21 protein-coding genes and 11 tRNA genes are annotated in these 20,074 nt (G+C 37.3%); 30 read left to right on the top strand and 2 right to left on the bottom strand.

Features of this window, described 5'->3' with window-relative positions; all coding sequences use genetic code 11:
• The first annotated feature begins 295 nt into the window (after window positions 1-295).
• The 3 genes from cshA (at window position 296) to ACSKT4_RS16825 (ending at window position 3,732) form a co-directional block, all read left to right on the top strand.
• The gene (gene cshA / locus ACSKT4_RS16835) at window positions 296-1,765 is read left to right on the top strand and encodes a degradosome RNA helicase CshA (RefSeq protein ID WP_186869683.1); all 1,470 of its coding nucleotides are present in this window, start codon (window positions 296-298) and stop codon (window positions 1,763-1,765) included.
• Window positions 1,766-1,832: 67 nt separating this feature from the next.
• Window positions 1,833-2,312, top strand: coding sequence for a PH domain-containing protein (locus ACSKT4_RS16830; RefSeq protein ID WP_186869684.1), 480 nt, complete (start codon window positions 1,833-1,835; stop codon window positions 2,310-2,312).
• Window positions 2,305-3,732 (top strand): PH domain-containing protein, encoded by a 1,428-nt coding sequence (locus tag ACSKT4_RS16825; protein WP_186869685.1) that lies wholly within the window; start codon window positions 2,305-2,307, stop codon window positions 3,730-3,732. Before ACSKT4_RS16830 ends, ACSKT4_RS16825 begins: the two co-directional genes overlap by 8 nt.
• A 14-nt stretch (window positions 3,733-3,746) precedes the next feature.
• On the opposite strand, the gene ACSKT4_RS16820 is transcribed toward ACSKT4_RS16825, so the two are convergent.
• Complete coding sequence (locus ACSKT4_RS16820) at window positions 3,747-4,508, bottom strand: rhomboid family intramembrane serine protease (RefSeq protein ID WP_186869686.1); 762 nt, start codon at window positions 4,506-4,508, stop codon at window positions 3,747-3,749.
• Window positions 4,509-4,657: 149 nt separating this feature from the next.
• Between ACSKT4_RS16820 and acpS the strand changes: the two genes are divergently transcribed.
• From acpS to ACSKT4_RS16745, 15 genes are all read left to right on the top strand, one after another.
• Window positions 4,658-5,011, top strand: coding sequence for a holo-ACP synthase (gene acpS, locus ACSKT4_RS16815; protein ID WP_186869687.1), 354 nt, complete (start codon window positions 4,658-4,660; stop codon window positions 5,009-5,011).
• Window positions 5,012-5,355: 344 nt separating this feature from the next.
• Window positions 5,356-6,378, top strand: coding sequence for a LolA family protein (locus ACSKT4_RS16810; protein ID WP_186869688.1), 1,023 nt, complete (start codon window positions 5,356-5,358; stop codon window positions 6,376-6,378).
• A gap of 101 nt (window positions 6,379-6,479) precedes the next feature.
• Window positions 6,480-7,667 carry an alanine racemase gene (gene alr, locus ACSKT4_RS16805; protein WP_366480998.1) on the top strand — a complete coding sequence of 396 codons (1,188 nt, stop codon included), beginning with the start codon at window positions 6,480-6,482 and terminating at the stop codon, window positions 7,665-7,667.
• 175 nt (window positions 7,668-7,842) lie between these two features.
• On the top strand, window positions 7,843-8,127 hold the full coding sequence (locus ACSKT4_RS16800) for a CopG family ribbon-helix-helix protein (protein WP_186869689.1): 285 nt from the start codon (window positions 7,843-7,845) through the stop codon (window positions 8,125-8,127).
• A 3-nt stretch (window positions 8,128-8,130) separates the two neighbouring features.
• A complete protein-coding gene (locus ACSKT4_RS16795) occupies window positions 8,131-8,490 on the top strand; it encodes a type II toxin-antitoxin system PemK/MazF family toxin (RefSeq protein WP_186869690.1) in 360 nt (119 codons plus the stop codon).
• Between the two features lie 190 nt (window positions 8,491-8,680).
• On the top strand, window positions 8,681-9,586 hold the full coding sequence (locus ACSKT4_RS16790) for an RsbT co-antagonist protein RsbRA (RefSeq protein WP_186869691.1): 906 nt from the start codon (window positions 8,681-8,683) through the stop codon (window positions 9,584-9,586).
• The gene (locus tag ACSKT4_RS16785) at window positions 9,558-9,914 is read left to right on the top strand and encodes an STAS domain-containing protein (protein ID WP_186869692.1); all 357 of its coding nucleotides are present in this window, start codon (window positions 9,558-9,560) and stop codon (window positions 9,912-9,914) included. The genes ACSKT4_RS16790 and ACSKT4_RS16785 overlap by 29 nt, the downstream gene beginning before the upstream one ends.
• Window positions 9,915-9,917: 3 nt before the next feature.
• Window positions 9,918-10,319 carry an anti-sigma regulatory factor gene (locus ACSKT4_RS16780; protein WP_186869716.1) on the top strand — a complete coding sequence of 134 codons (402 nt, stop codon included), beginning with the start codon at window positions 9,918-9,920 and terminating at the stop codon, window positions 10,317-10,319.
• Window positions 10,320-10,416: 97 nt separating this feature from the next.
• Window positions 10,417-11,427: a PP2C family protein-serine/threonine phosphatase gene (locus ACSKT4_RS16775; RefSeq protein ID WP_186869693.1), complete on the top strand. Its 1,011-nt coding sequence runs from the start codon at window positions 10,417-10,419 to the stop codon at window positions 11,425-11,427.
• 77 nt (window positions 11,428-11,504) lie between these two features.
• The gene (locus ACSKT4_RS16770) at window positions 11,505-11,837 is read left to right on the top strand and encodes an anti-sigma factor antagonist (protein WP_186869694.1); all 333 of its coding nucleotides are present in this window, start codon (window positions 11,505-11,507) and stop codon (window positions 11,835-11,837) included.
• The gene (gene rsbW, locus ACSKT4_RS16765) at window positions 11,838-12,314 is read left to right on the top strand and encodes an anti-sigma B factor RsbW (RefSeq protein WP_186869695.1); all 477 of its coding nucleotides are present in this window, start codon (window positions 11,838-11,840) and stop codon (window positions 12,312-12,314) included.
• Window positions 12,286-13,074, top strand: a complete 789-nt coding sequence (sigB, locus tag ACSKT4_RS16760; RefSeq protein ID WP_186869696.1) for an RNA polymerase sigma factor SigB — start codon at window positions 12,286-12,288, stop codon at window positions 13,072-13,074. The genes rsbW and sigB overlap by 29 nt, the downstream gene beginning before the upstream one ends.
• Window positions 13,075-13,079: 5 nt before the next feature.
• Entirely contained in the window at window positions 13,080-13,685 is a 606-nt protein-coding gene (locus ACSKT4_RS16755; protein WP_186869697.1) for a PP2C family serine/threonine-protein phosphatase, read from the top strand.
• Complete coding sequence (locus tag ACSKT4_RS16750) at window positions 13,657-13,863, top strand: hypothetical protein (protein ID WP_339217121.1); 207 nt, start codon at window positions 13,657-13,659, stop codon at window positions 13,861-13,863. Before ACSKT4_RS16755 ends, ACSKT4_RS16750 begins: the two co-directional genes overlap by 29 nt.
• A gap of 64 nt (window positions 13,864-13,927) precedes the next feature.
• A complete protein-coding gene (locus ACSKT4_RS16745) occupies window positions 13,928-16,096 on the top strand; it encodes a Tex family protein (protein WP_186869699.1) in 2,169 nt (722 codons plus the stop codon).
• A 222-nt stretch (window positions 16,097-16,318) separates the two neighbouring features.
• Here ACSKT4_RS16745 and ACSKT4_RS16740 read toward each other — a convergent pair whose 3' ends face one another.
• Window positions 16,319-17,800: a catalase gene (locus ACSKT4_RS16740; RefSeq protein ID WP_186869700.1), complete on the bottom strand. Its 1,482-nt coding sequence runs from the start codon at window positions 17,798-17,800 to the stop codon at window positions 16,319-16,321.
• A 274-nt stretch (window positions 17,801-18,074) separates the two neighbouring features.
• Between ACSKT4_RS16740 and ACSKT4_RS16735 the strand changes: the two genes are divergently transcribed.
• The 12 genes from ACSKT4_RS16735 to ACSKT4_RS16680 all read left to right on the top strand — a co-directional run bounded on the left by ACSKT4_RS16735 (window position 18,075) and on the right by ACSKT4_RS16680 (window position 20,056).
• The gene (locus ACSKT4_RS16735) at window positions 18,075-18,548 is read left to right on the top strand and encodes a SprT family protein (RefSeq protein WP_186869701.1); all 474 of its coding nucleotides are present in this window, start codon (window positions 18,075-18,077) and stop codon (window positions 18,546-18,548) included.
• A gap of 372 nt (window positions 18,549-18,920) precedes the next feature.
• Window positions 18,921-18,995: transfer RNA gene (locus tag ACSKT4_RS16730), tRNA-Asn, on the top strand.
• A 3-nt stretch (window positions 18,996-18,998) separates the two neighbouring features.
• Window positions 18,999-19,089: transfer RNA gene (locus tag ACSKT4_RS16725), tRNA-Ser, on the top strand.
• A gap of 9 nt (window positions 19,090-19,098) precedes the next feature.
• Window positions 19,099-19,170 (top strand) — tRNA-Glu (locus ACSKT4_RS16720).
• Between the two features lie 22 nt (window positions 19,171-19,192).
• Window positions 19,193-19,269 (top strand) — tRNA-Asp (locus ACSKT4_RS16715).
• 9 nt (window positions 19,270-19,278) lie between these two features.
• Window positions 19,279-19,353, top strand: a tRNA-Gln gene (locus tag ACSKT4_RS16710).
• A gap of 54 nt (window positions 19,354-19,407) precedes the next feature.
• Window positions 19,408-19,483 (top strand) — tRNA-Lys (locus ACSKT4_RS16705).
• A gap of 9 nt (window positions 19,484-19,492) precedes the next feature.
• Window positions 19,493-19,577: transfer RNA gene (locus ACSKT4_RS16700), tRNA-Leu, on the top strand.
• A gap of 26 nt (window positions 19,578-19,603) precedes the next feature.
• Window positions 19,604-19,687, top strand: a tRNA-Leu gene (locus ACSKT4_RS16695).
• Between the two features lie 81 nt (window positions 19,688-19,768).
• Window positions 19,769-19,845, top strand: a tRNA-Arg gene (locus ACSKT4_RS16690).
• A gap of 6 nt (window positions 19,846-19,851) precedes the next feature.
• A tRNA-Pro gene (locus ACSKT4_RS16685) sits at window positions 19,852-19,925 on the top strand.
• Between the two features lie 57 nt (window positions 19,926-19,982).
• Window positions 19,983-20,056, top strand: a tRNA-Gly gene (locus ACSKT4_RS16680).
• Window positions 20,057-20,074 lie beyond the last annotated feature (18 nt).

The raw sequence follows: 20,074 nt of genomic DNA, 5'->3' as shown, positions 1-20,074 counted from the left end.
CTTATTGCCTGATTATAAATCAGGCGTCAAGAGACTCCTTAAGAACTAGGAGAGTACGTTATAAGATGAAAATCATAGGGCTTTTCCTTTCAGGCTTAAGCCTTTTCCACTTTCTGTGAATTGAAGCATATTCAAATTGCATTATCTTGAGGACGAGTTCGTATCTTTGGAAACAGGTAAGATTTCGGATAAATGGATAAGATAAGATAAATGGGTGATGTAATTCTCGGTACAAGCATCACGGCAAGTCAAACGCTAAAAAATATAATATTTGTACAAAGGAGAATTAGTAAGCGTGACAACATTTAATGAATTAGGAATTTCAAATCCGGTTATGAAGTCATTAGAAAAAATGGGGTTTGAAGAAGCAACACCAATACAAGCACAAACTATTCCTCTTGCAATAGAGGGTCATGATGTCATTGGGCAAGCACAAACAGGTACAGGTAAAACTGCTGCTTTTGGAATCCCAATGCTTGAAAAAATCGATACAGCAGAAAGAAAGGTGCAAGGACTAGTTGTAGCTCCTACTAGAGAGTTAGCTATCCAAGTTGCTGAAGAATTAAACCGTCTAGGTAGATTTAAAGGAGTTCGTGTTCTTCCAGTGTATGGCGGTGCACCTATGGACAGACAAATCCGTTCGTTAAAAGACGGTCCTCAAATTGTCGTAGCAACCCCTGGAAGATTATTGGATCACTTCAGAAGAAGAACAATTCGTGCTAATACGGTACACACGGTTGTTTTAGATGAAGCGGATGAAATGTTAAACATGGGATTCATTGATGACATTCGTGAAATTCTAAAACAAGTACCTAGTGAGCGACAAACGCTATTATTTTCAGCGACTATGCCAAAAGAAATTCGCGATATCGCAACGAACTTAATGAATACGCCAAAAGAGGTTAAGGTTAAAGCAAAGGAAATGACAGTAGAAAATATCGTCCAACACTTTGTGGAAATACCAGAAAAATACAAGTTTGATACGTTAACCAATCTTTTGGATATGCAAAATCCTGAATTGGCAATTGTATTTAGTAGAACGAAAAAACGTGTTGATGAAATCACAGAAGGCTTGCAGGCTAGAGGATTTAGATCAGAAGGAATACATGGTGATTTAACACAAGGAAAGCGTATGTCTGTGTTAAATAAATTTAAAAATGGACGAGTAGATGTGTTAGTAGCTACTGATGTGGCGGCACGTGGACTTGATATTTCAGGTGTTACCCATGTATATAACTTTGATATCCCTCAGGACCCGGAGAGCTATGTACACCGAATCGGTCGTACTGGACGTGCAGGACGTACTGGAGAAGCAATTTCATTTATTACACCAAGGGAAATGGCTCACCTTCGATTAATTGAGAAGGTTACGAAAAGTAAAATGAAACGAATGGTTCCTCCAACTAATAAGGAAGCACGTATTGGTCAACAACAATTAACAGTTGAAAAAATCTTAAAAACCATCGAAAAGAACGAACTTGATGCATATCATCAAACAGCAAATGAATTACTAGAAGAACATGATTCTGTAACCATCGTTGCTGCTGCATTGAAAATGCTAACGAAGGAAAGAAGAGATGTTCCAGTACAAATTTCTGGAGTTGCACCTATCAGTGTTAAAAAAGCTCAGCAAGAAAAAGGTCGTTCTAACAACAAACGTTATTACGGGAAACGCAATCAAGGCGGTGGAAAAAACCAAGGTGGTAGAAGCCAGGGTGGACGAAACCGCAAAGGGAATTTTCAAAAAAGAAGAAACCGTGACTAATCAACTAGAAAAAAGCTCCTTGTAAAATAGGGGCTTTTTTTATCATTAATTAGGGGGAAGAGATTATATGAGAAAGCCACCGGTTCATAGGATTTCACGAGATGCGATAAAAGTATGGCAAATTACAGCTATCCTATACGAATTAATAGTTTGGCTACTTGCAATTGTAGGTTTAGTATTACACTTCATAAATGATTTTCCAATTTGGATTGTCCTAGCTGCATTTGGAATTAGTATTTTAAGTACTATAATCACCGTTTTCCTAATCCCAAACTTGCGATGGAAAAGATGGCGTTATGAAGTATTTGAACAGGAAATCTATATTCAGCATGGGATATTAATTGTTTCCAGAACGCTTATTCCAATGATTCGTGTCCAACATGTCGAGACGAAGCAAGGGCCGATTCTGAAACACTTTAATCTAGCTAGTGTATCTATTTCAACGGCGGCAACTACACATGAAATACCGGCATTATCAAATGAAATTGCTTCAGATTTGCGAGATAAAATTTCCTCACTAGCAAAGGTGGATGAGGATGATGTCTGAGCAAAAACGATTACACCCTGCTACTATTATTTTTAATTTGATAAATAGTGTGAAGGATATGTTTTTCTTATTTGTCATTGCTTTTGTTACGTTAGTAAATATCGATATTTTATATGCTATTTTAGCTGTCGTAGCGCTAATCGTACTATTAATCTTCGCAAGCTACATATCCTGGAAACGATTTACATACCGTGTGGAAGGTGATGAATTAAAACTGGAATACGGTGTGATTATACGGAAGAAGCGTTATATATCTAAAAATAGAATTCAATCGATCGATCTAACGCAAAACATCTTACATAGAATATTTAAATTAGTAAAAGTGGAGATAGAAACAGCTGGTACTGGTAAAGAGGCAGAAGCATCACTTAATACCGTCACGTTTGTCGAAGGGGAGGAATTACGGTCGGAGTTAAAATCCACTATTACGGAAAAGGAACCGGCTGAAGAACTGGAGGAAGAAAAACAACCCCCAACCGTAACGATTACTAGAAAACGCCTTATTCTTGCTGGGGCTACTTCAGGTAGTATAGGGGTGTTATTGGCCGTTGCGGGGGCTGCGTTTTCCGAAATGGGACGGTTTATACCTACTAATTTCTACGATAGTGCATATACGTGGCTTGTTGGATTGGGAATGTTGATAATGGCTCTCATGGCTTTAGGGGGGATTCTTTCTCTATGGTTATTAGGAATTGCGGGAGTAATGCTGAAATATTGGAATTTCACCATAGCAAAAGTGGACGAAGATATTGTCATAACATGTGGACTACTAGAGAAAAAATTAATTACAATTCCACTAAAACGAATTCAAGCGGTCGGTTATGTGGAAAATCTAATTAGACAACCATTCGGGTATGTGACGGTAATAGCAGAAATTGCAGGTGGATCGAATGAAAAAGGGGAAGATTTTTCTACGGTACTATTTCCTATTATGAAGAAAAAAGAGGTGAATGAGTTCCTGACTAAATTGTTACCTGAATATAGACCCGACGATGCAGAGCTAATCCAATTGCCGAAGCGCTCACTTAAATATTATCTCGTAAGGGCAGCAATCATACCGCTATTGGTATTAGGCGTTGTTCTGTATATGTTTCCACAGTTTGCATGGATTCCGAGTGTTGTGTTTGTACTAAGTGTGTTTTTAGGGATTCTTCAGTATAAGGACTCGGCATATCAAATAACAGGGAATAAACTTCTAATTCGCTATCGTAATTTTAATAAAGTTACCATGATGCTGTATCATAAACGGATTCAAGCATTTAATAAAAAACAACATATCCTTCATAAGCGAGAAAATTTAGCAACGATACAGTTGTCTATCGTAGGGAAGATGGGGCAAGGAAAACATTATCATGTAAAAGAATTGGATTTAAAGGATGCTGATACCTTAGCGGATTGGTATTCTTATCGAGGGGGCTAACCCCCCTCGATAAGTTAAAACACATTATATAAAACCCCAATGACTACTAAGATAATAATAATAGTCCATAGGAAATTTTGTTTTGTTTTTCTAGAAAACCTTTTTTTCTTCCATCGGTTCGGATCAAAGCGAATCTCTCCATCATCGTCATAACTTTTTCTGTATTGCGGCGGATAATACGGACGTGCTCCATTAAGGACTAGAGGGGCGATAAGAAATCCCACCACAAATCCAAGGATATGGGCATAGATGTTAATATTCGGACGTAGGAAAGTCATGATGATACCAATAATGAAAATGACCATTACAATTTGGGAGCTTTGGGAATCAATCAGATTTTTACGGAATGCCACCATAAATACATAGACACCGAATAGCCCAAAAATCGCACCAGAAGCCCCTACGTGAGAATACAGAATCGAAGGGTGGATAATGAAGGTGGCAATGTTTGCAAGCACACCAGCACCGATATATGCGAATAAGAATTTTGCTTTACCTAACATTTCCTCTAGTGCAGGTCCAAACAATACTAGAGAAAATGAATTAAATAGCATATGTGTAAGTCCACCGTGTAAAAAAATTGGTGTTATAAATCGCCAATATTCCCCATTTTGTAACCCCCAATGACTCCCAACTCCTAAATGGTATAATTGATTGAATAACCCAATCGGTATGATGTCTAGAAGCCATGTAAGTATATGGATGATAATAATCGTCGACACTACCGGATAGTATCGAATAAACTCTTTAATACTTCTCTCATTTCGAATAAACATTTTTTCCCCTCTTTCATATCGGGTTTTAACTAAAGTATTTTTAAAGCTTGCTCGGGTATTATATTATTATGTACATTATTAGATTACTATAATACTATTTTTACATAAACAACAGCGTATGGCATCTTTCATGTTAGGAGAATGTTAAAATGATTAAAGGAATCGGAATAGATATTATTGAACTTGATAGAATAAGCAACCTAATGAATAATAATCGTTTTATAGAACGAATCTTAACCGTTAAAGAAAAACAAACATTTGCTTTACTCCAAAGTGAAAGCAGAAAAGTAGAATTTATTGCAGGGCGATTTGCTGCCAAAGAGGCTTTTTCAAAGGCAATGGGAACAGGTATAGGCGAGTTAAGTTTCCAAGATATCGAGGTTTTGAATGATGAAAAAGGCGCGCCCTGTATAACGTATTTTAAAGAAGAGCATATGAATATTTTTATCTCCATTACTCATAGTAGAGAATATGCTGTTGCTCAAGTGGTGATTGAAGTCTAAAGTTCCTTGTTAATCGATTATCATCTGCATAATTATGGAGGTTGTCTCATATATTTTATTGCGGGCAGGAGGGAACAAGCTATAACGTTGTTCACCGCAAAAGAAGCAACGATATGACCAAGCACCAATAGAACAAGCTGGCCCAAGTAACAAGATGTATTGGGAGATTATGTATGCAAAACTAACGGAAAAGAAAGAGAGGGTGGTTGGATAGGATGATCGTATTGTCTTCATAATGGGTGTGTATGGTCTGTCGTATATTCTTTCGGTGTAATCAGTTCCCTTTGTATAAATCGTAAAACCTAAAGAGTAGGTTTGTAATTTTAGACAAGGGAGTTATGTCCATGATAAAAAAATCTCGTTTATGGATGATAGTTGTATTCGGTATTGTATTAGTTCTAGCTGCGTGTGGTGAACAGTCACAAGAAGATGTTGTTAAAAAGCTGGGCAGTAATGTTGCAGATTTAGCTGGATACAAAGCAAATGTTGAAATGAAAATGAATACGGGACAAGAGGAACAGCTATTCAAAATCGATGTATGGCATAAGAAAGAAGACTTCTATCGTGTAGCATTGAGTAACAATCAACAGGATAAGGGTAGTCAAATTATTCTTAAGAACAAAGACGGTGTATTTGTTCTTACACCAGAGCTGAAGAAGAGTTTTAAATTTCAGTCGGATTGGCCAGATAACAGTAGTCAGCCATATTTATATCAGTCCTTAGTAGAGGACATTGCAAATGATGAAGAAGCAGAATTTACTTCTAATGAAAACCACTATATCTTTAAGACAAAAACAAATTATCAAAGTAACAACAATTTACCATACCAAGAAATTTACTTTGATAAAGAAAACTATACGCCGGCGCTTGTGAAAGTATTAGATACGGATGGTAATGCTGTTGTGGAAGTGAAATTTAATAGTTTTGAATTAAACCCTAGTTTTAATGATAAAGATTTTGAAATTGAAGAAAATATGGCAAGTGCAACCCCAGAGGATGTTCCGACATCTGGAGATGGTGTTATAGATGAATTAGAGGTTATGGTACCAATTCAAACAGTAGGAGCCGAGTTGGCTGAGCAAGTTGAAGTAGACCTGGAGAATGGAAAACGAATTATTTCAACCTTCACTGGAGAAAAGAATTTTACACTAGTACAAGAAAAGCGGAATGTAGTGGAGACATTACAGTCCCCGGTAGAAGTTGAAGGAGATATCGTCAACCTTGGATTCGGTGCTATTGGTGCATTATCGGAAAATGCAGTTGAATGGGACTATAATGGTTCGAATTTCTACTTAGCTAGTGATCAGCTAACAAGAGAAGAATTGGTAGAAGTAGCACAGTCCGTACAAGGACATAACGTAAAATAATCATAAACTTGGGCAGGCTCATAGATAAGAGTCTGCTTTTATTTTATAATAAGTAATAATAATAGTAAACATAGCCAATTTCATGCATAGGAAGAATGGCGTTGTCTAATCAATATCATCGTCTTTTTCTTGTATGTAAAATGATTGAAAAGAAAGGGAGCATTATTGTGGTAGGAGAAATGTATCGCGATACATGGATTGAAATAAATCTTCAAGCAATTAAGTATAATATCATGCAAATAAAGGAAAAACTACCGCAAGATAGTAATATTATTGCAGTTGTAAAAGCAAACGCATATGGGCATGGAATAGTCCCAATAGCCCAAAAAGCAATTAAATCAGGAGCAAATGGATTAGCAGTAGCCTTATTAGAAGAAGCTATAACACTTAGAAAAGCCTCCATTACAGCGCCGATCCTAGTATTAGGAGGAGTTCCTGCGGTATACGCACCAATTGCAGCCAAAAATCATATCACCTTAACCGTCTTTCAAGAGGATTGGCTAAAAGAAGTAAACGAGTTAACCCTAGAGCAGCCTCTATATGTTCACCTAAAATTGGATACTGGAATGGGTAGGATTGGTGTACGGACAGAAGAAGAGTTAGTAGGTATGTTACAAGAAATAGAGAAGAATCGTGATATAAACTTAACCGGAATATTTACTCATTTTGCTACTGCAGATGAAAGTGATTTGGCTTACTACCATGAGCAAACGAAGCGGATGGAACAATTGCTAACGTTATTTAAACAATATTGGAAAGAATCCATTACGATTCATGTCGGCAATAGTGCTGCCTCCATACGCTTTCCGGAAAGTATGCATAATTCCATTCGTTTTGGCATATCCATGTATGGGTTGTATCCTTCGAAGTATGTAAAAGAGGAAAATCATATTTCTTTAAAACCGGCATTCTCCTTACATAGTAAACTGATTCACGTCAAATCAATAAAACCGGGTGAATCTGTTAGCTATGGTAGAACCTATGTTGCCGAGGAGGATGAATGGATTGGCACGATTCCAATAGGTTATGGTGATGGATGGAATAGGAAGCTACAAGGAATGAGCGTTTTAGTAAATGGAAAGCGAATGCCTATAGTTGGTCGAATATGCATGGATCAAATGATGATACGACTGGATAAATCATATCCAATCGGAACAAAGGTTACCTTAATAGGGGAGCAAGGGAATGATTGTATCGAGATGGATGAGGTTGCAGCTTATTTGGATACAATAAGTTATGAGATACCTTGTATGATAAATGAAAGAGTACCAAGAATCTATATAGAATAATGGAATGTAAAGTGCCTAGAAGTTAGATTCGTATTACCGGGCTTTTATACCCAATTTATTTCAATAAAATGCTGATAAGCCTTTGCAATTACAGCTAGACAATGATATTATTAAATTTGATTAAATATAGAAAAATAGTAACGATCGTTCAGGAAGTTGGCGGAGGTGCTTGGTTTTGTCAGAAAGCTCACAGGAAATCATGGTACGGCTACCGAAAAACCTACTAAATGAGGTGGATGGATTAGTGAAGAGAGAAAACAGAGATCTTAGTGATTTCATATGTCAGGCAACTAGAAATTATCTTGAAACTAAGAAAGAGGAATATATCCAAAACTTTTATAAATCCATGCAAAAAGGCTATCAAGAAATGGCAAGAATCAATCTCTCTATTGCTTCAGAAGCTTTTCAGGCTGAAGAGGAGGCTGAAATTACTTTAGAGCGCTCTGTGATCGGGGTGTAGAATTTGATTGTTCAAAGAGGCGAAGTGTATTTCGCTGACTTATCCCCTGTAGTTGGATCAGAACAAGGGGGCGTTCGTCCGGTACTAATCCTCCAAAATGATATTGGAAATCGATTCAGTCCAACTGTTATCGTTGCTGCAATCACTGCTCAAATCCAGAAAGCAAAACTACCCACCCATGTAGAAATTGATGCGAAACGATATGGATTTGATAGAGATTCTGTTATTCTTTTAGAGCAGATTCGAACGTTAGATAAGCAGCGACTAACAGATAAAATTACCAAACTCGACGAAGTTATGATGCAAAAAATCAATCATGCACTAGAAATAAGCCTTGGGCTTAAGGATATGTATGGTCAATAGAACTCATAGTTTATATTAATAAACTTATGAGTTTTTTTATGTCCAAATTATATCGAATACTTTTAAAATGATGATTCGTAAAATAACTCGCATATATAGATAAACTTTTGTGAAAATGAATATAGTTGCTATAATAAACATAACATGTGAAAATATTTATAATATTTTTGGCTTATCGGGGGTTGCTCGAATGAATAAAGATTTGAGGAAGATTGCCATTGAAAATAGTGAAGAGATTATTAGGGAATGGTCAAAGGAAATTAACAAGCTTAGAAGTGAAAATTACACAGCAGATATTTCGGATGAGTTATTCGAAAATAATAATGAAGAATTTGTAAATGTCATATTAAGTAGTATCAAAGGTACCGGCTCAACTAAAATAGTAAAAGATTTTTCAGATCGAATCATTAAATTAGGATGGCCATTGAGTTATATTACAGACGGTCTATTGGTGTTTAGTAAAGTTACAACACATACAATATTAAATAAATTTGAACAATTGGACAGTGAATTTATGTCCGAGACACTAGATACTGTGGAGTCCTGGGTGCAGCCGATTATTAGACAACTCGTGAATGAGTACTCTGTTAGCTGGGAGCATGTTGTATCCTTGCAACGTATTGCGCTACAGGAGCTGTCTGCTCCGCTTATACCAGTGATGGATAATATTACGATTATGCCGTTAATTGGTACAATTGATACGGAACGTGCGAAATTCATTATGGAAAACCTTCTTGAAGGGGTTATGCGTCATAATGCGGAAGTGGTATTAATTGATATTACAGGTGTACCAGTTGTAGATACCATGGTTGCACATCATTTATTTCAAGCTACGGAAGCAGTCAGATTACTTGGTGCCAAATGTATTCTAGTGGGAATACGTCCGGAAATTGCCCAAACCATTGTGAATTTAGGCATTAACTTCTCAAATCTACCAACAAAGAGTACGCTTAAAAAGGGTTTCTTGCTAGCATTAGAAGTTACCAATAAATCAATTGTTGAGATGGATAATAAAGCTCAAAGCATTGATGAATTACTAGGATTGGATAAAGGGAGTGAAAAAGGTCATGCGCATTCCAATATTGAAACTACATAATTATTTATTAATCTCTATTCAAACCGAACTAGATGACCAAACAGCTATTCAATTCCAAGAGGATTTATTAAAAGAAATTCATTCAACAGAAGCTACAGGGGTTGTCATTGATTTAACCTCGGTGGAAGTTATTGATTCTTTTATTGCAAAGGTGTTAGGAGATGTAGTTTCGATGTCAGACCTAATGGGGGCTAAAGTTGTCTTAACTGGAATTCAACCAGCGGTTGCTATGACGTTAATTGAATTAGGTATTCATCTACAAAATGTACCGACCGCATTGGATCTTGAACAGGGCTTAATGAAGCTGCATCAGGAATTGGGGGAATAGATGATGAAATCCCAATCCTGTGTGAAGATAATGAAAGAGTGGGATATTGTTGCCGCTCGTCAAATGGGGCGAGAAATTGCAAAAAGCTTAGGATTTGGTACGGTTGACCAAGCCCGTATTACGACAGCAATATCCGAGCTTGCGAGAAATATATATTTGTATGCCGGTGAAGGTGAGATTTACTTTGAAGTATTGGAATCTTTAGATCATAAAGGTATCTCTATCGTAGCGCAAGATAATGGCCCGGGAATTAAAGATATAAGTCAGGTAATGGAGGATGGTTTTTCCACATCCGGAGGGCTAGGTGCAGGGTTACCTGGTGTAAGGCGATTAATGGACGAATTTGATATTGAATCCGAGGTTGGAAAAGGCACGAGAATCATAACCGCCAAATGGGTTAGATAAACCTTTCAGTATCTAAAGCTTCTTTATTATCAACAAAGATTACTCAACTGTTTGAACTTGAAATTTAGTTCTTAATAATAGAATAGGAGAGGCCAAGATGGATACGAGAGAGTTATTTGCTAGGAACTATAAGGATTTACTAAAGGGGTATATAGAAACACAAGATGAGCAAGCATTATATGGAGCTGAACAAATTTCAAAGTCCTTTATTAAAAATAATATTTTACCAGAAGAGATTGTTAACTTACATATTCAAGCATTATTAGAAATATCCCCTGAACTACATGATCAAATACAGACTTCGATGAATTTCTTATTGGAGACGATGATTTCATATGGTCTAGCACATCAAGAATACCAGCTTCTCAGAGAAAAACAGCTGGAAATCAAATCTGAGATTCATGTTGCTGCCAGAATGCAAAAAATGTTATTAAAATCTGCCATTCCTAAAACGGATGACCTGGATATTGGTGTTATTAGCGTTCCGGCAAATCAAATGAATGGCGATTATCATCATTTTGTCAAAGGGAAAGATGGATCGATTAGTATTGCTATTGCCGATATCATTGGAAAAGGCATACCAGCAGCATTGTCTATGTCCATGATTAAATACGCGATGGATAGCTTTCCGGAAAGTGAGATGTCTACCGATGCAATACTAGCTAGCCTAAATAGAGTGGTAGAACGAAATGTTGACCCTAGTATGTTTATTACGATGTTCTATGCACAATATAAACCAGGATCTGGTAAGCTCTATTATTCTTCAGCAGGGCATGAGCCAGGCTTTTTTTACAGTGGTAAAGATAATACCTTTAGAGAGTTCGAAGCAAAAGGGTTAGTATTAGGGGTCAATCCTGATACTACCTATTCCCAATACGAATTAGAAATTGAAAAAGGTGACATGATTGTCTTGCTTACAGATGGTGTTACGGAATGTCGAAAAGGTGACGTTTTTATCGAACGAAATGAAGTGTTAGAAGTCATCAAGTCATATATGCACCTGCCTGCGCAAGAGATTGTCAATCAAGTTTATCGTCATTTTGAACGATTACAAAACTTTCAATTACGGGATGATTTTACCTTAGTTATATTGAAAAAAGTGGTTTAATATTAGCGTGTAAAGGGAATAAGGAAAACAAACACTCGTGATGTACTTACGAATATCGGTGTTATAGGGGGAAAACTATGAATCTACAAATCCAAATAGATGAAGGTCTTGATAAATCTATAGTTCATTTATCTGGAGAAATTGATGTTTATACAGCACCTAAGTTAAAAGACACACTGCTCCCATTATTACAGCAGCAAGGAACATCCCTAGAAGTTGATTTAAGTAATGTAACTTATATGGATAGTACGGGATTAGGGGTATTTGTAAATGCTCTGAAGTTATCGAAAGAGTATGAAAGCCAATTAACGTTGATAAATTTACAAGATCGAGTATTTCGTTTATTCCAAATAACTGGATTACACGAAATAATGGACATAAACTCTACGATTCGAGGTGTGGATGAATAAATGGAATCGTTTGATTTTATCGAAATGAAATTCCCAGCAAAGCCGGAATACGTAGGTGTTATACGATTATGTATTTCCGGAATTGCAAACCGCATGGGCTTCACCTATGAGGATATTGAGGATCTCAAAATTTCTGTTTCTGAAGCAGTGACCAATGTCGTTAATCATGCATATGGGGAACAGGATGATGGAGAAGTAACCATAGGGTTTGGCGTATATGAGAGCCGATTAGAAGTTATGGTAGCAGATCATGGAGGAAGTTTTAATCTTAATGAAATTAAGGCGGAAATAGGACCTTACGATAGTAACGAGTCGATTGAAAATCTTCGTGAAGGGGGTTTTGGGTTATTTTTAATTAATACATTAATGGATAAAGTCGAAATATATAATAATTCAGGTGTCATTGTTCTAATGACGAAATACCTTGAGAAATTAGGGGTGGGGTTACATGACGACCACGTCTCAACCGAACAATAAGGGAAGAGATGAGGTATATGAATGGATTGAACTACTTCAGAAAAACCCTTTAGACGAGGAAACCCAACAGAAAATAATCTTTACCTACAAGGAACTAGTAGAATCGATTGCTAGAAAATATTCTAGAAATAGTATGATTCATGAAGATTTAGTTCAAGTAGGTATGATAGGTTTATTAGGAGCTATTAAGCGATTTGACGCCTCATATGGTAAAACATTTGAATCATTTGCTATTCCTACAATAGTTGGAGAAATAAAGCGATTTATCCGTGATAAAACTTGGAGTGTTCATGTTCCACGAAGAATTAAAGAATTAGGTCCTAAGATTAAGAAAGCCGCTGATGAACTAACCACTAAAAATCAAAAATCACCCACTGTTAAGGAAATTTCCGAATATCTTGGAGTCTCTGAGGAAGAGATACTAGAAACAATGGAAATGAATAAAAGCTATAAAGCGTTATCTGTTGATCGTAGTATTGAGGGAACTCCAGATGGGAGTACAATAGCTATACTAGATATGATAGGTACTGATGAAGATGGATATTCGCAAATTGACCACAAGATGCTATTAGAAAAGATACTTCCCATTTTAAATGATCGTGAACAACAAATTATCCGTTGTACGTATTTTCAAAATATGAGTCAAAAAGAAACCGGTGAATTATTAGGAATATCACAAATGCATGTTTCACGTTTACAACGTAAGTCGTTAAAGAAACTCCGTGAAGCAATTAACTCAGATAGTGCGGAGGTATTGTAATTGTCATGAACCGAGTAAAGGTAGCTGTTTTTCAGGAAGCAAAAAATGGTAATAATGAATGTGGAGATAGTTACTATTTTTGTGAAACTGAAAGTGAATTTATATGTGCCCTAGCAGATGGTTTAGGTAGTGGAGAATATGCCAAAGAATCATCTGATATCGTAATAAATATTATTAAAGAAAATATGAACTGCTCCGTTGAAAAACTAGTCCAAAAGTGTAATGAACAATTGTTTGGAAAACGCGGCACAGTCTTAGCTATTCTAAAAATTGATTTTATGTCCGGAATCTATTCTATCTCCACGATTGGGAATGTTGGTGTCATAACAGTTACTGGGGAGAATAAAAGAAAGCGAAATGTACCTAGCGCAGGGTATCTAGCAGGATACAAAAGAGACTTTAAGGTTATTCGTGAGCCTCTCGAGAGTGAGATGAATTTTATTATGTACACGGATGGCGTTACGAATCAAGAGCTAGCCGATAATTACTTCTTTGGTACGGAAGTAGAGAGGATCACAAAGTCTTTTGCACTAAGAAGTGGAACCCCGAGAAAAGATGATACAACCTTGATTGCTATTCGCTATGAGAATAAAGATAATGATATCGAATAAGCTAGCAATCGATAACACTCAATTTGGTCGTGGTGCCCAAGGGTTAGAATTTTACGCTAACTTTTGGGCAGGTGCCTTTTTGAGTGTTTTTTTGATTGAGGCTTCTAAGTACGTTCAATACCTACCGTTACTGTATAAAAAACGAAATCAATACCCTAATGTTATAAGGGAAGTGTAATGGAGTTTGTAGGATTTAGATTTCATTTTTGATAGAATAGAGTTTGTGTAAAGGAGGAACTACAATGTCAGAAGGTTTAAATCAAGAATTAGCCCAATGGGTTTCCAAAGAAACAGCTATTCATTCTACTGTTGTACATAAAGTAATAGCTTTAATAGAAGAGGGAAATACAGTACCATTTATTGCTCGCTATCGTAAAGAGGTTACTGGAGGACTTGATGAGGTCCAAATTAAATCCATCCAGGATAAATGGAACTATGCCCTTAATCTCGCCCAAAGAAAAGATGAGGTTATCCGTTTAATTGATGAACAAGGGAAATTAACACCAGAATTAGAAAACGAGATAAGAATTGCAACACAGCTACAACGAGTTGAAGATCTCTATAGACCTTATAAACAGAAAAGAAGAACTAAGGCAACCATTGCAAAAGAAAAAGGATTAGAGCCTTTGGCTGAATTAGTCTGGAAGCAACAAGAAATGGATGTCCAAGCTGAAGCAGGGAAGTATCTATCAGAAGAACACGAGTTACACACTGTAGAGGACGTGTTGGCTGGTGTAAACGATATAATGGCAGAATGGATCTCAGATGAGCCAGAATTCCGTGAGTACATTCGGAAAGAGACATTCAAGCGAGGTCTAGTACAATCAGAGGTGAAGAATAAAGAGCAAGATGAAAAAGGCGTCTACGAAATGTACTATGAGTATAGTGAAGCTGTTCGTTCGATTGTTTCCCATAGAATATTAGCACTAAACCGAGGAGAGAAAGAGGACGTATTAAAAGTCTCCATTGTTCCTCCTGTTGATGCGATTATTGGATACTTACAGCGGAAAATCATGAAACATAAAACACAGCTAGAAATTGTAGACATGATCAAGGTTGCTATTCAAGACTCATACAAACGTTTGATTGAACCTTCGATTGAGCGAGAAATTAGAGCTGGATTAACAGAAAAAGCGGAGGAACAAGCAATTTCTGTCTTTGGTACCAATTTGAAAAATCTTTTATTACAGCCACCATTAAAGGGAAGGACGGTATTAGGTGTAGATCCAGCGTTTCGGACAGGCTGTAAGCTAGCTGTGATTGATGAGACTGGTAAATTACATCAAGTAGGTGTCATGTATCCAACTGCACCAAAAAATGACGTCGCAGGTGCAGAAAAGATAGTAATGGAATATATAAAGAAGTATTCTATCGAATTAATTGCAATTGGTAATGGGACAGCATCCCGTGAAACAGAGCAATTTATTTCAGATATTATTACGAAACACAACCTAGATATTCCGTATATTATTGTAAATGAAGCGGGGGCAAGTGTTTACTCTGCATCTGAATTAGCGAGGGAAGAATTTCCTGACTTACAGGTAGAGGAAAGAAGTGCGGCATCGATTGCTCGACGTGTACAGGATCCACTTGCAGAACTAGTGAAAATTGATCCGAAATCGATTGGTGTTGGACAATACCAGCATGATGTAAGTCAAAAAGCGTTAAATGAATCCCTAACCTTTGTTGTAGAAACAGCCGTAAACCAAGTGGGGGTCAATGTAAATACAGCATCTAGATCATTACTCCAATATGTATCAGGCTTAAGTAAAACAGTGGCTGGGAATATTGTGAAGATGCGCAATGAAAATGGTAAGTTTACCAATCGTAAACAGTTGAAAAAGATTCCAAGATTAGGCGCTAAAACATATGAGCAAGCAATCGGGTTCTTACGAATAATTGATGGAGATAACCCACTAGATCGAACACCAATCCACCCAGAGAGTTATGATCATACCGAAAAGCTACTAGCTATGCTTGATTGCAAGATTGACGATATTGGCTCCGATAAGTTAAAAGAGAAGCTTGCCTCTCTTAATAAAAAGGAAACCGCCGTACAGCTAGAAATTGGTGAACCAACATTAGAAGACATTATGGAAGCATTGAGTAAGCCTGGACGAGATCCACGTGACGAGTTTCCTCAACCATTGTTAAAGAAAAATGTCTTGTCCCTGGAGGATTTAAAACCAGGAATGGAGCTACAAGGAACGGTTCGAAATGTGGTAGACTTTGGAGTGTTTGTTGATATTGGAGTAAAACAGGATGGCCTAGTGCATATTTCTAAGATGTCAAATACCTTTGTTAAACATCCAATGGATATAGCATCTGTTGGTGATGTTATAACAGTTTGGGTTGAAAGTGTTGATGTGCATAAAGGAAGAGTCGCTTTGTCCATGGTGAAGGAAAGTTAAAATTAATGTATAGTAGTCCGATATATACTAAGCAAAAAACGTTGTGAGGAATTCTCATAACGTTTTTTGCTTTAATGATGGGATACGTGATGCGTATCCATCTAAATATGAAGCAGAATAACTCTTCTAAACGATAGATGCTAAATACTACTAAGACAACACGAGCCACAATAAAAAAGACGACTGGAAAAGTATCCAGCCGTCTTTCATAGTGTGCTTTTATTATTCTACTTCACTTGCAGCTTCTACTTCGCTCATGGAAATACCAAGTGCGTTAGCAACACCTTCACCATATGCTGGATCTGCTTTGTAGCAATGGTTAATGTGTCTTAATTGTACTTCTTTTGTAGTTCCTTGTAAGTTGTTAGCAGTGTTTTCAAATAATCTTTGTTGCTCTTCAGAAGTCATAAGACGGAATAACTTACCTGGTTGCTCGAAGTAGTTATCATCATCTTTATCGAAATCATAATAGTCTACATCTGCTCCAAGCTGTAATGCAGGCTCTTGATGCTCCTTACTATCTTGCCATTCTCCGTAGCTGTTAGGGCTGTAAGAAACTTGACTACCATGTGGAATTACACGCATAGCGCCATCACGATGGTATGGATTGAAGTTCTTCGCATTTTTAGGATAGTTAACTGGAATTTGCCAGTGGTTAACTCCTAAACGATAGCGTTGTGTATCCCCATAAGAGAATAGACGACCTTGAAGCATTTTATCTGGTGAAAAACCAATACCAGGTACAATGTTAGTTGGAGCAAATGCTGCTTGCTCAACTTCTTCAAAGTAGTTTTCAGGGTTACGGTTAAGCTCAAGCTCACCAACCTCGATTAGAGGGAAGTCTTTTTTATACCATACTTTAGTTAAATCAAATGGATTGTAAGGTACTTGCTTAGCTTGTTCTTCAGTCATTACTTGAATGTAAAGTGTCCATTTAGGGAAGTCACCTTTTTCGATTGATTCAAATAGATCTCTTTGATGACTTTCACGGTCTTTACCAATTACTGCTTCTGCTTCTTTGTCTGTTAGGTTTTTGATACCTTGTTGAGAACGGAAGTGGAATTTAACCCATACACGTTCGTTATCAGCATTAATTAAGCTGTAAGTATGACTTCCGAATAAGTGCATATGTCTGTATGTTGCAGGAATACCACGATCACTCATAACAATTGTTACTTGGTGAAGAGCTTCTGGTATACTAGTCCAGAAATCCCAGTTTGCTTGTGCACTATGCATATTAGTTTTAGGATCACGTTTAACTACGTGGTTTAAGTCTGGGAAACGCTTAGGATCTCTAAAGAAGAATACTGGTGTGTTGTTACCAACTAAATCCCAGTTACCTTCTTCTGTATAGAATTTAAGTGCTGTACCACGAATATCGCGCTCAGCATCAGCAGCACCACGCTCACCAGCTACAGTAGAGAAACGGATAAACATATCTGTTTTCTTACCGATTTCGGAGAAGATAGATGCTTTCGTATATTTAGTAATATCATGCGTAACAGTAAATGTACCATAAGCACCTGAACCTTTAGCATGCATACGGCGTTCTGGGATAACTTCACGGTCAAAGTGAGCTAGTTTTTCTAGGAACCAGAAGTCTTCCATTAATAGTGGACCTCTTGGACCAGCTGTTTTTGAATCATCATCATTTGGTACTGGAGCACCAAATGCAGTGGTTAACTTTTTCTTATCTTCACTCATTGAATATGTCCCTCCTAAATAATAAAATACAAATATTAGAGTAATTAATAGATTACTAAAAAGATAGTTTGAGTAAAATCCCTTATTAGGATTAAGTAAACAAGACTATCCTCCTTTCGTGTAATCTGATAATAATTACTTTCAAATTCTATTATAAAGGATTATAAACAAAAATCAATTTTTAATTATAATAATTTTAATTAAGGATGAAGTTTATTTTGTTTAATAGGTTGGTTTTGAAATATAATACTTTAAATGAAGGGGGTTTTCGCAAATGAAATTATTAAGTGAGAAAGAACTAACACAATTGGTTCATTCCATCTCTATAGAATTTTTCCATAAACCTTTTGTTGATAAAGTTAAATTTAATAATCGTCTGCGGACAACTGGTGGTAGGTATATACCGGCAAAAAGACTAATTGAATTAAATCCGAAATATTATGTGGAAGCGGACCAGGATGAGTTTATTGGAATAATAAAACATGAATTATGTCATTATCATCTGCATATTGAAGGGAAAGGGTATAAGCATAGAGATCCAGAATTTAGAGCTCTATTACAAAAGACCGGATCACCAAGACATTGTAAACCACTTCAATCCAATCTAAATAAATTTAACTATGAGTATAAATGTACTAATTGTCATCATACTTATAGGAGAGTAAGAAGAGTGGACATGAAAAAGTATCGATGTGGTATTTGTCGGGGGAGATTAGTAGAAGTAAAAAATGCTTCCTTAATAAAGTAGATGAAAAAACAATATAGTAGGAAGAAAATAGAGTCTGGAAAAGTTTATAAATTCAGACGCAAAAAATAGATTGACGAAATGGACTAGCCATGATAAATTATATAAAGTCTTAACAAAACAGACGAAATGTACATAGAAGTTTAAGAAAAAACTTTTATAAAATATCTTGACAATAAATTAATAATGTTATATGATATTTTTCGTCGCTGAAATTATTCCACAGTAGCTCAGTGGTAGAGACGAGCAAAACATCTACCGAATAAGCTACGAGTAACCCCGAAGCATTTGGCATCTTAGAACAAGCTAGTAGATGCAGGGGTCGAGATTATGGAAATTGTTTTAAGACAGAATAAGTGAACAAGTTATTATTATTCCACAGTAGCTCAGTGGTAGAGCAATCGGCTGTTAACCGATCGGTCGTAGGTTCGAATCCTACCTGTGGAGCCATATGGAGAAGTACTCAAGTGGCTGAAGAGGCGCCCCTGCTAAGGGTGTAGGTCGGGTAACCGGCGCGAGGGTTCAAATCCCTCCTTCTCCGCCATTCTAATATGGCCCGTTGGTCAAGCGGTTAAGACACCGCCCTTTCACGGCGGTAACACGGGTTCGAATCCCGTACGGGTCATTTCTTTAATAAACTAAATAAAGGTCCGGTAGTTCAGTTGGTTAGAATGCCTGCCTGTCACGCAGGAGGTCGCGGGTTCGAGTCCCGTCCGGACCGCCATTTAATTGTTGGGCTATAGCCAAGCGGTAAGGCAACGGGTTTTGGTCCCGTGATTCCCAGGTTCGAATCCTGGTAGCCCAGCCAATTTTTTGTTTGTGATATCTTTAACAAAGTGGTTTTGGAATCATTCATTACTACGAGCCATTAGCTCAGTCGGTAGAGCATCTGACTTTTAATCAGAGGGTCGAAGGTTCGAATCCTTCATGGCTCACCATTTAAATATGCGGGTGTGGCGGAATTGGCAGACGCGCTAGACTTAGGATCTAGTATCTTCGGATGTGGGGGTTCGACTCCCTTCACCCGCACCACTACAAAATGTAAAGTCCGTATTAATGCGGTCGTGGCGGAATGGCAGACGCGCTAGGTTGAGGGCCTAGTGGGAGTTAATCCCGTGGAGGTTCAAATCCTCTCGGCCGCACTTAGTTCCAGTGTTTGTTTTGCACAAATAAACGACTTGATTTAATATGATTAATATGGTATTATTAAGAATGTCGCTTTTGCGCCCGTAGCTCAATTGGATAGAGCGTTTGACTACGGATCAAAAGGTTAGGGGTTCGACTCCTCTCGGGCGCGCCATTTTATCGGGAAGTAGCTCAGCTTGGTAGAGCACATGGTTTGGGACCATGGGGTCGCAGGTTCGAATCCTGTCTTCCCGATCCGAGGCTTTATTAATAAGACTGGCTAAAAAAAGAATATCTATTTCTATACTTTATGCGGGTGTAGTTTAATGGTAAAACTCCAGCCTTCCAAGCTGATGTCGAGGGTTCGATTCCCTTCACCCGCTCCATTAATTTATGGGCCTGTA

Source organism: Ornithinibacillus liuyingii, assembly GCF_055550225.1.
This window is presented reverse-complemented; position numbering and strand designations above follow the sequence as displayed.

Excerpts from the sequence above, each read along its gene's own strand:
- ACSKT4_RS16830 (WP_186869684.1), top strand. The coding sequence starts at position 1,833 with ATGAGAAAGCCACCGGTTCATAGGATTTCACGAGATGCGATAAAAGTA.
- ACSKT4_RS16825 (WP_186869685.1), top strand. The coding sequence starts at position 2,305 with ATGTCTGAGCAAAAACGATTACACCCTGCTACTATTATTTTTAATTTG.
- ACSKT4_RS16820 (WP_186869686.1), bottom strand. The coding sequence starts at position 4,508 with ATGTTTATTCGAAATGAGAGAAGTATTAAAGAGTTTATTCGATACTAT.
- acpS (WP_186869687.1), top strand. The coding sequence starts at position 4,658 with ATGATTAAAGGAATCGGAATAGATATTATTGAACTTGATAGAATAAGC.
- ACSKT4_RS16810 (WP_186869688.1), top strand. The coding sequence starts at position 5,356 with ATGATAAAAAAATCTCGTTTATGGATGATAGTTGTATTCGGTATTGTA.
- ACSKT4_RS16790 (WP_186869691.1), top strand. The coding sequence starts at position 8,681 with ATGAATAAAGATTTGAGGAAGATTGCCATTGAAAATAGTGAAGAGATT.
- ACSKT4_RS16785 (WP_186869692.1), top strand. The coding sequence starts at position 9,558 with ATGCGCATTCCAATATTGAAACTACATAATTATTTATTAATCTCTATT.
- ACSKT4_RS16780 (WP_186869716.1), top strand. The coding sequence starts at position 9,918 with ATGAAATCCCAATCCTGTGTGAAGATAATGAAAGAGTGGGATATTGTT.
- ACSKT4_RS16775 (WP_186869693.1), top strand. The coding sequence starts at position 10,417 with ATGGATACGAGAGAGTTATTTGCTAGGAACTATAAGGATTTACTAAAG.
- ACSKT4_RS16770 (WP_186869694.1), top strand. The coding sequence starts at position 11,505 with ATGAATCTACAAATCCAAATAGATGAAGGTCTTGATAAATCTATAGTT.
- rsbW (WP_186869695.1), top strand. The coding sequence starts at position 11,838 with ATGGAATCGTTTGATTTTATCGAAATGAAATTCCCAGCAAAGCCGGAA.
- sigB (WP_186869696.1), top strand. The coding sequence starts at position 12,286 with ATGACGACCACGTCTCAACCGAACAATAAGGGAAGAGATGAGGTATAT.
- ACSKT4_RS16755 (WP_186869697.1), top strand. The coding sequence starts at position 13,080 with ATGAACCGAGTAAAGGTAGCTGTTTTTCAGGAAGCAAAAAATGGTAAT.
- ACSKT4_RS16750 (WP_339217121.1), top strand. The coding sequence starts at position 13,657 with ATGAGAATAAAGATAATGATATCGAATAAGCTAGCAATCGATAACACT.
- ACSKT4_RS16745 (WP_186869699.1), top strand. The coding sequence starts at position 13,928 with ATGTCAGAAGGTTTAAATCAAGAATTAGCCCAATGGGTTTCCAAAGAA.
- ACSKT4_RS16740 (WP_186869700.1), bottom strand. The coding sequence starts at position 17,800 with ATGAGTGAAGATAAGAAAAAGTTAACCACTGCATTTGGTGCTCCAGTA.
- ACSKT4_RS16735 (WP_186869701.1), top strand. The coding sequence starts at position 18,075 with ATGAAATTATTAAGTGAGAAAGAACTAACACAATTGGTTCATTCCATC.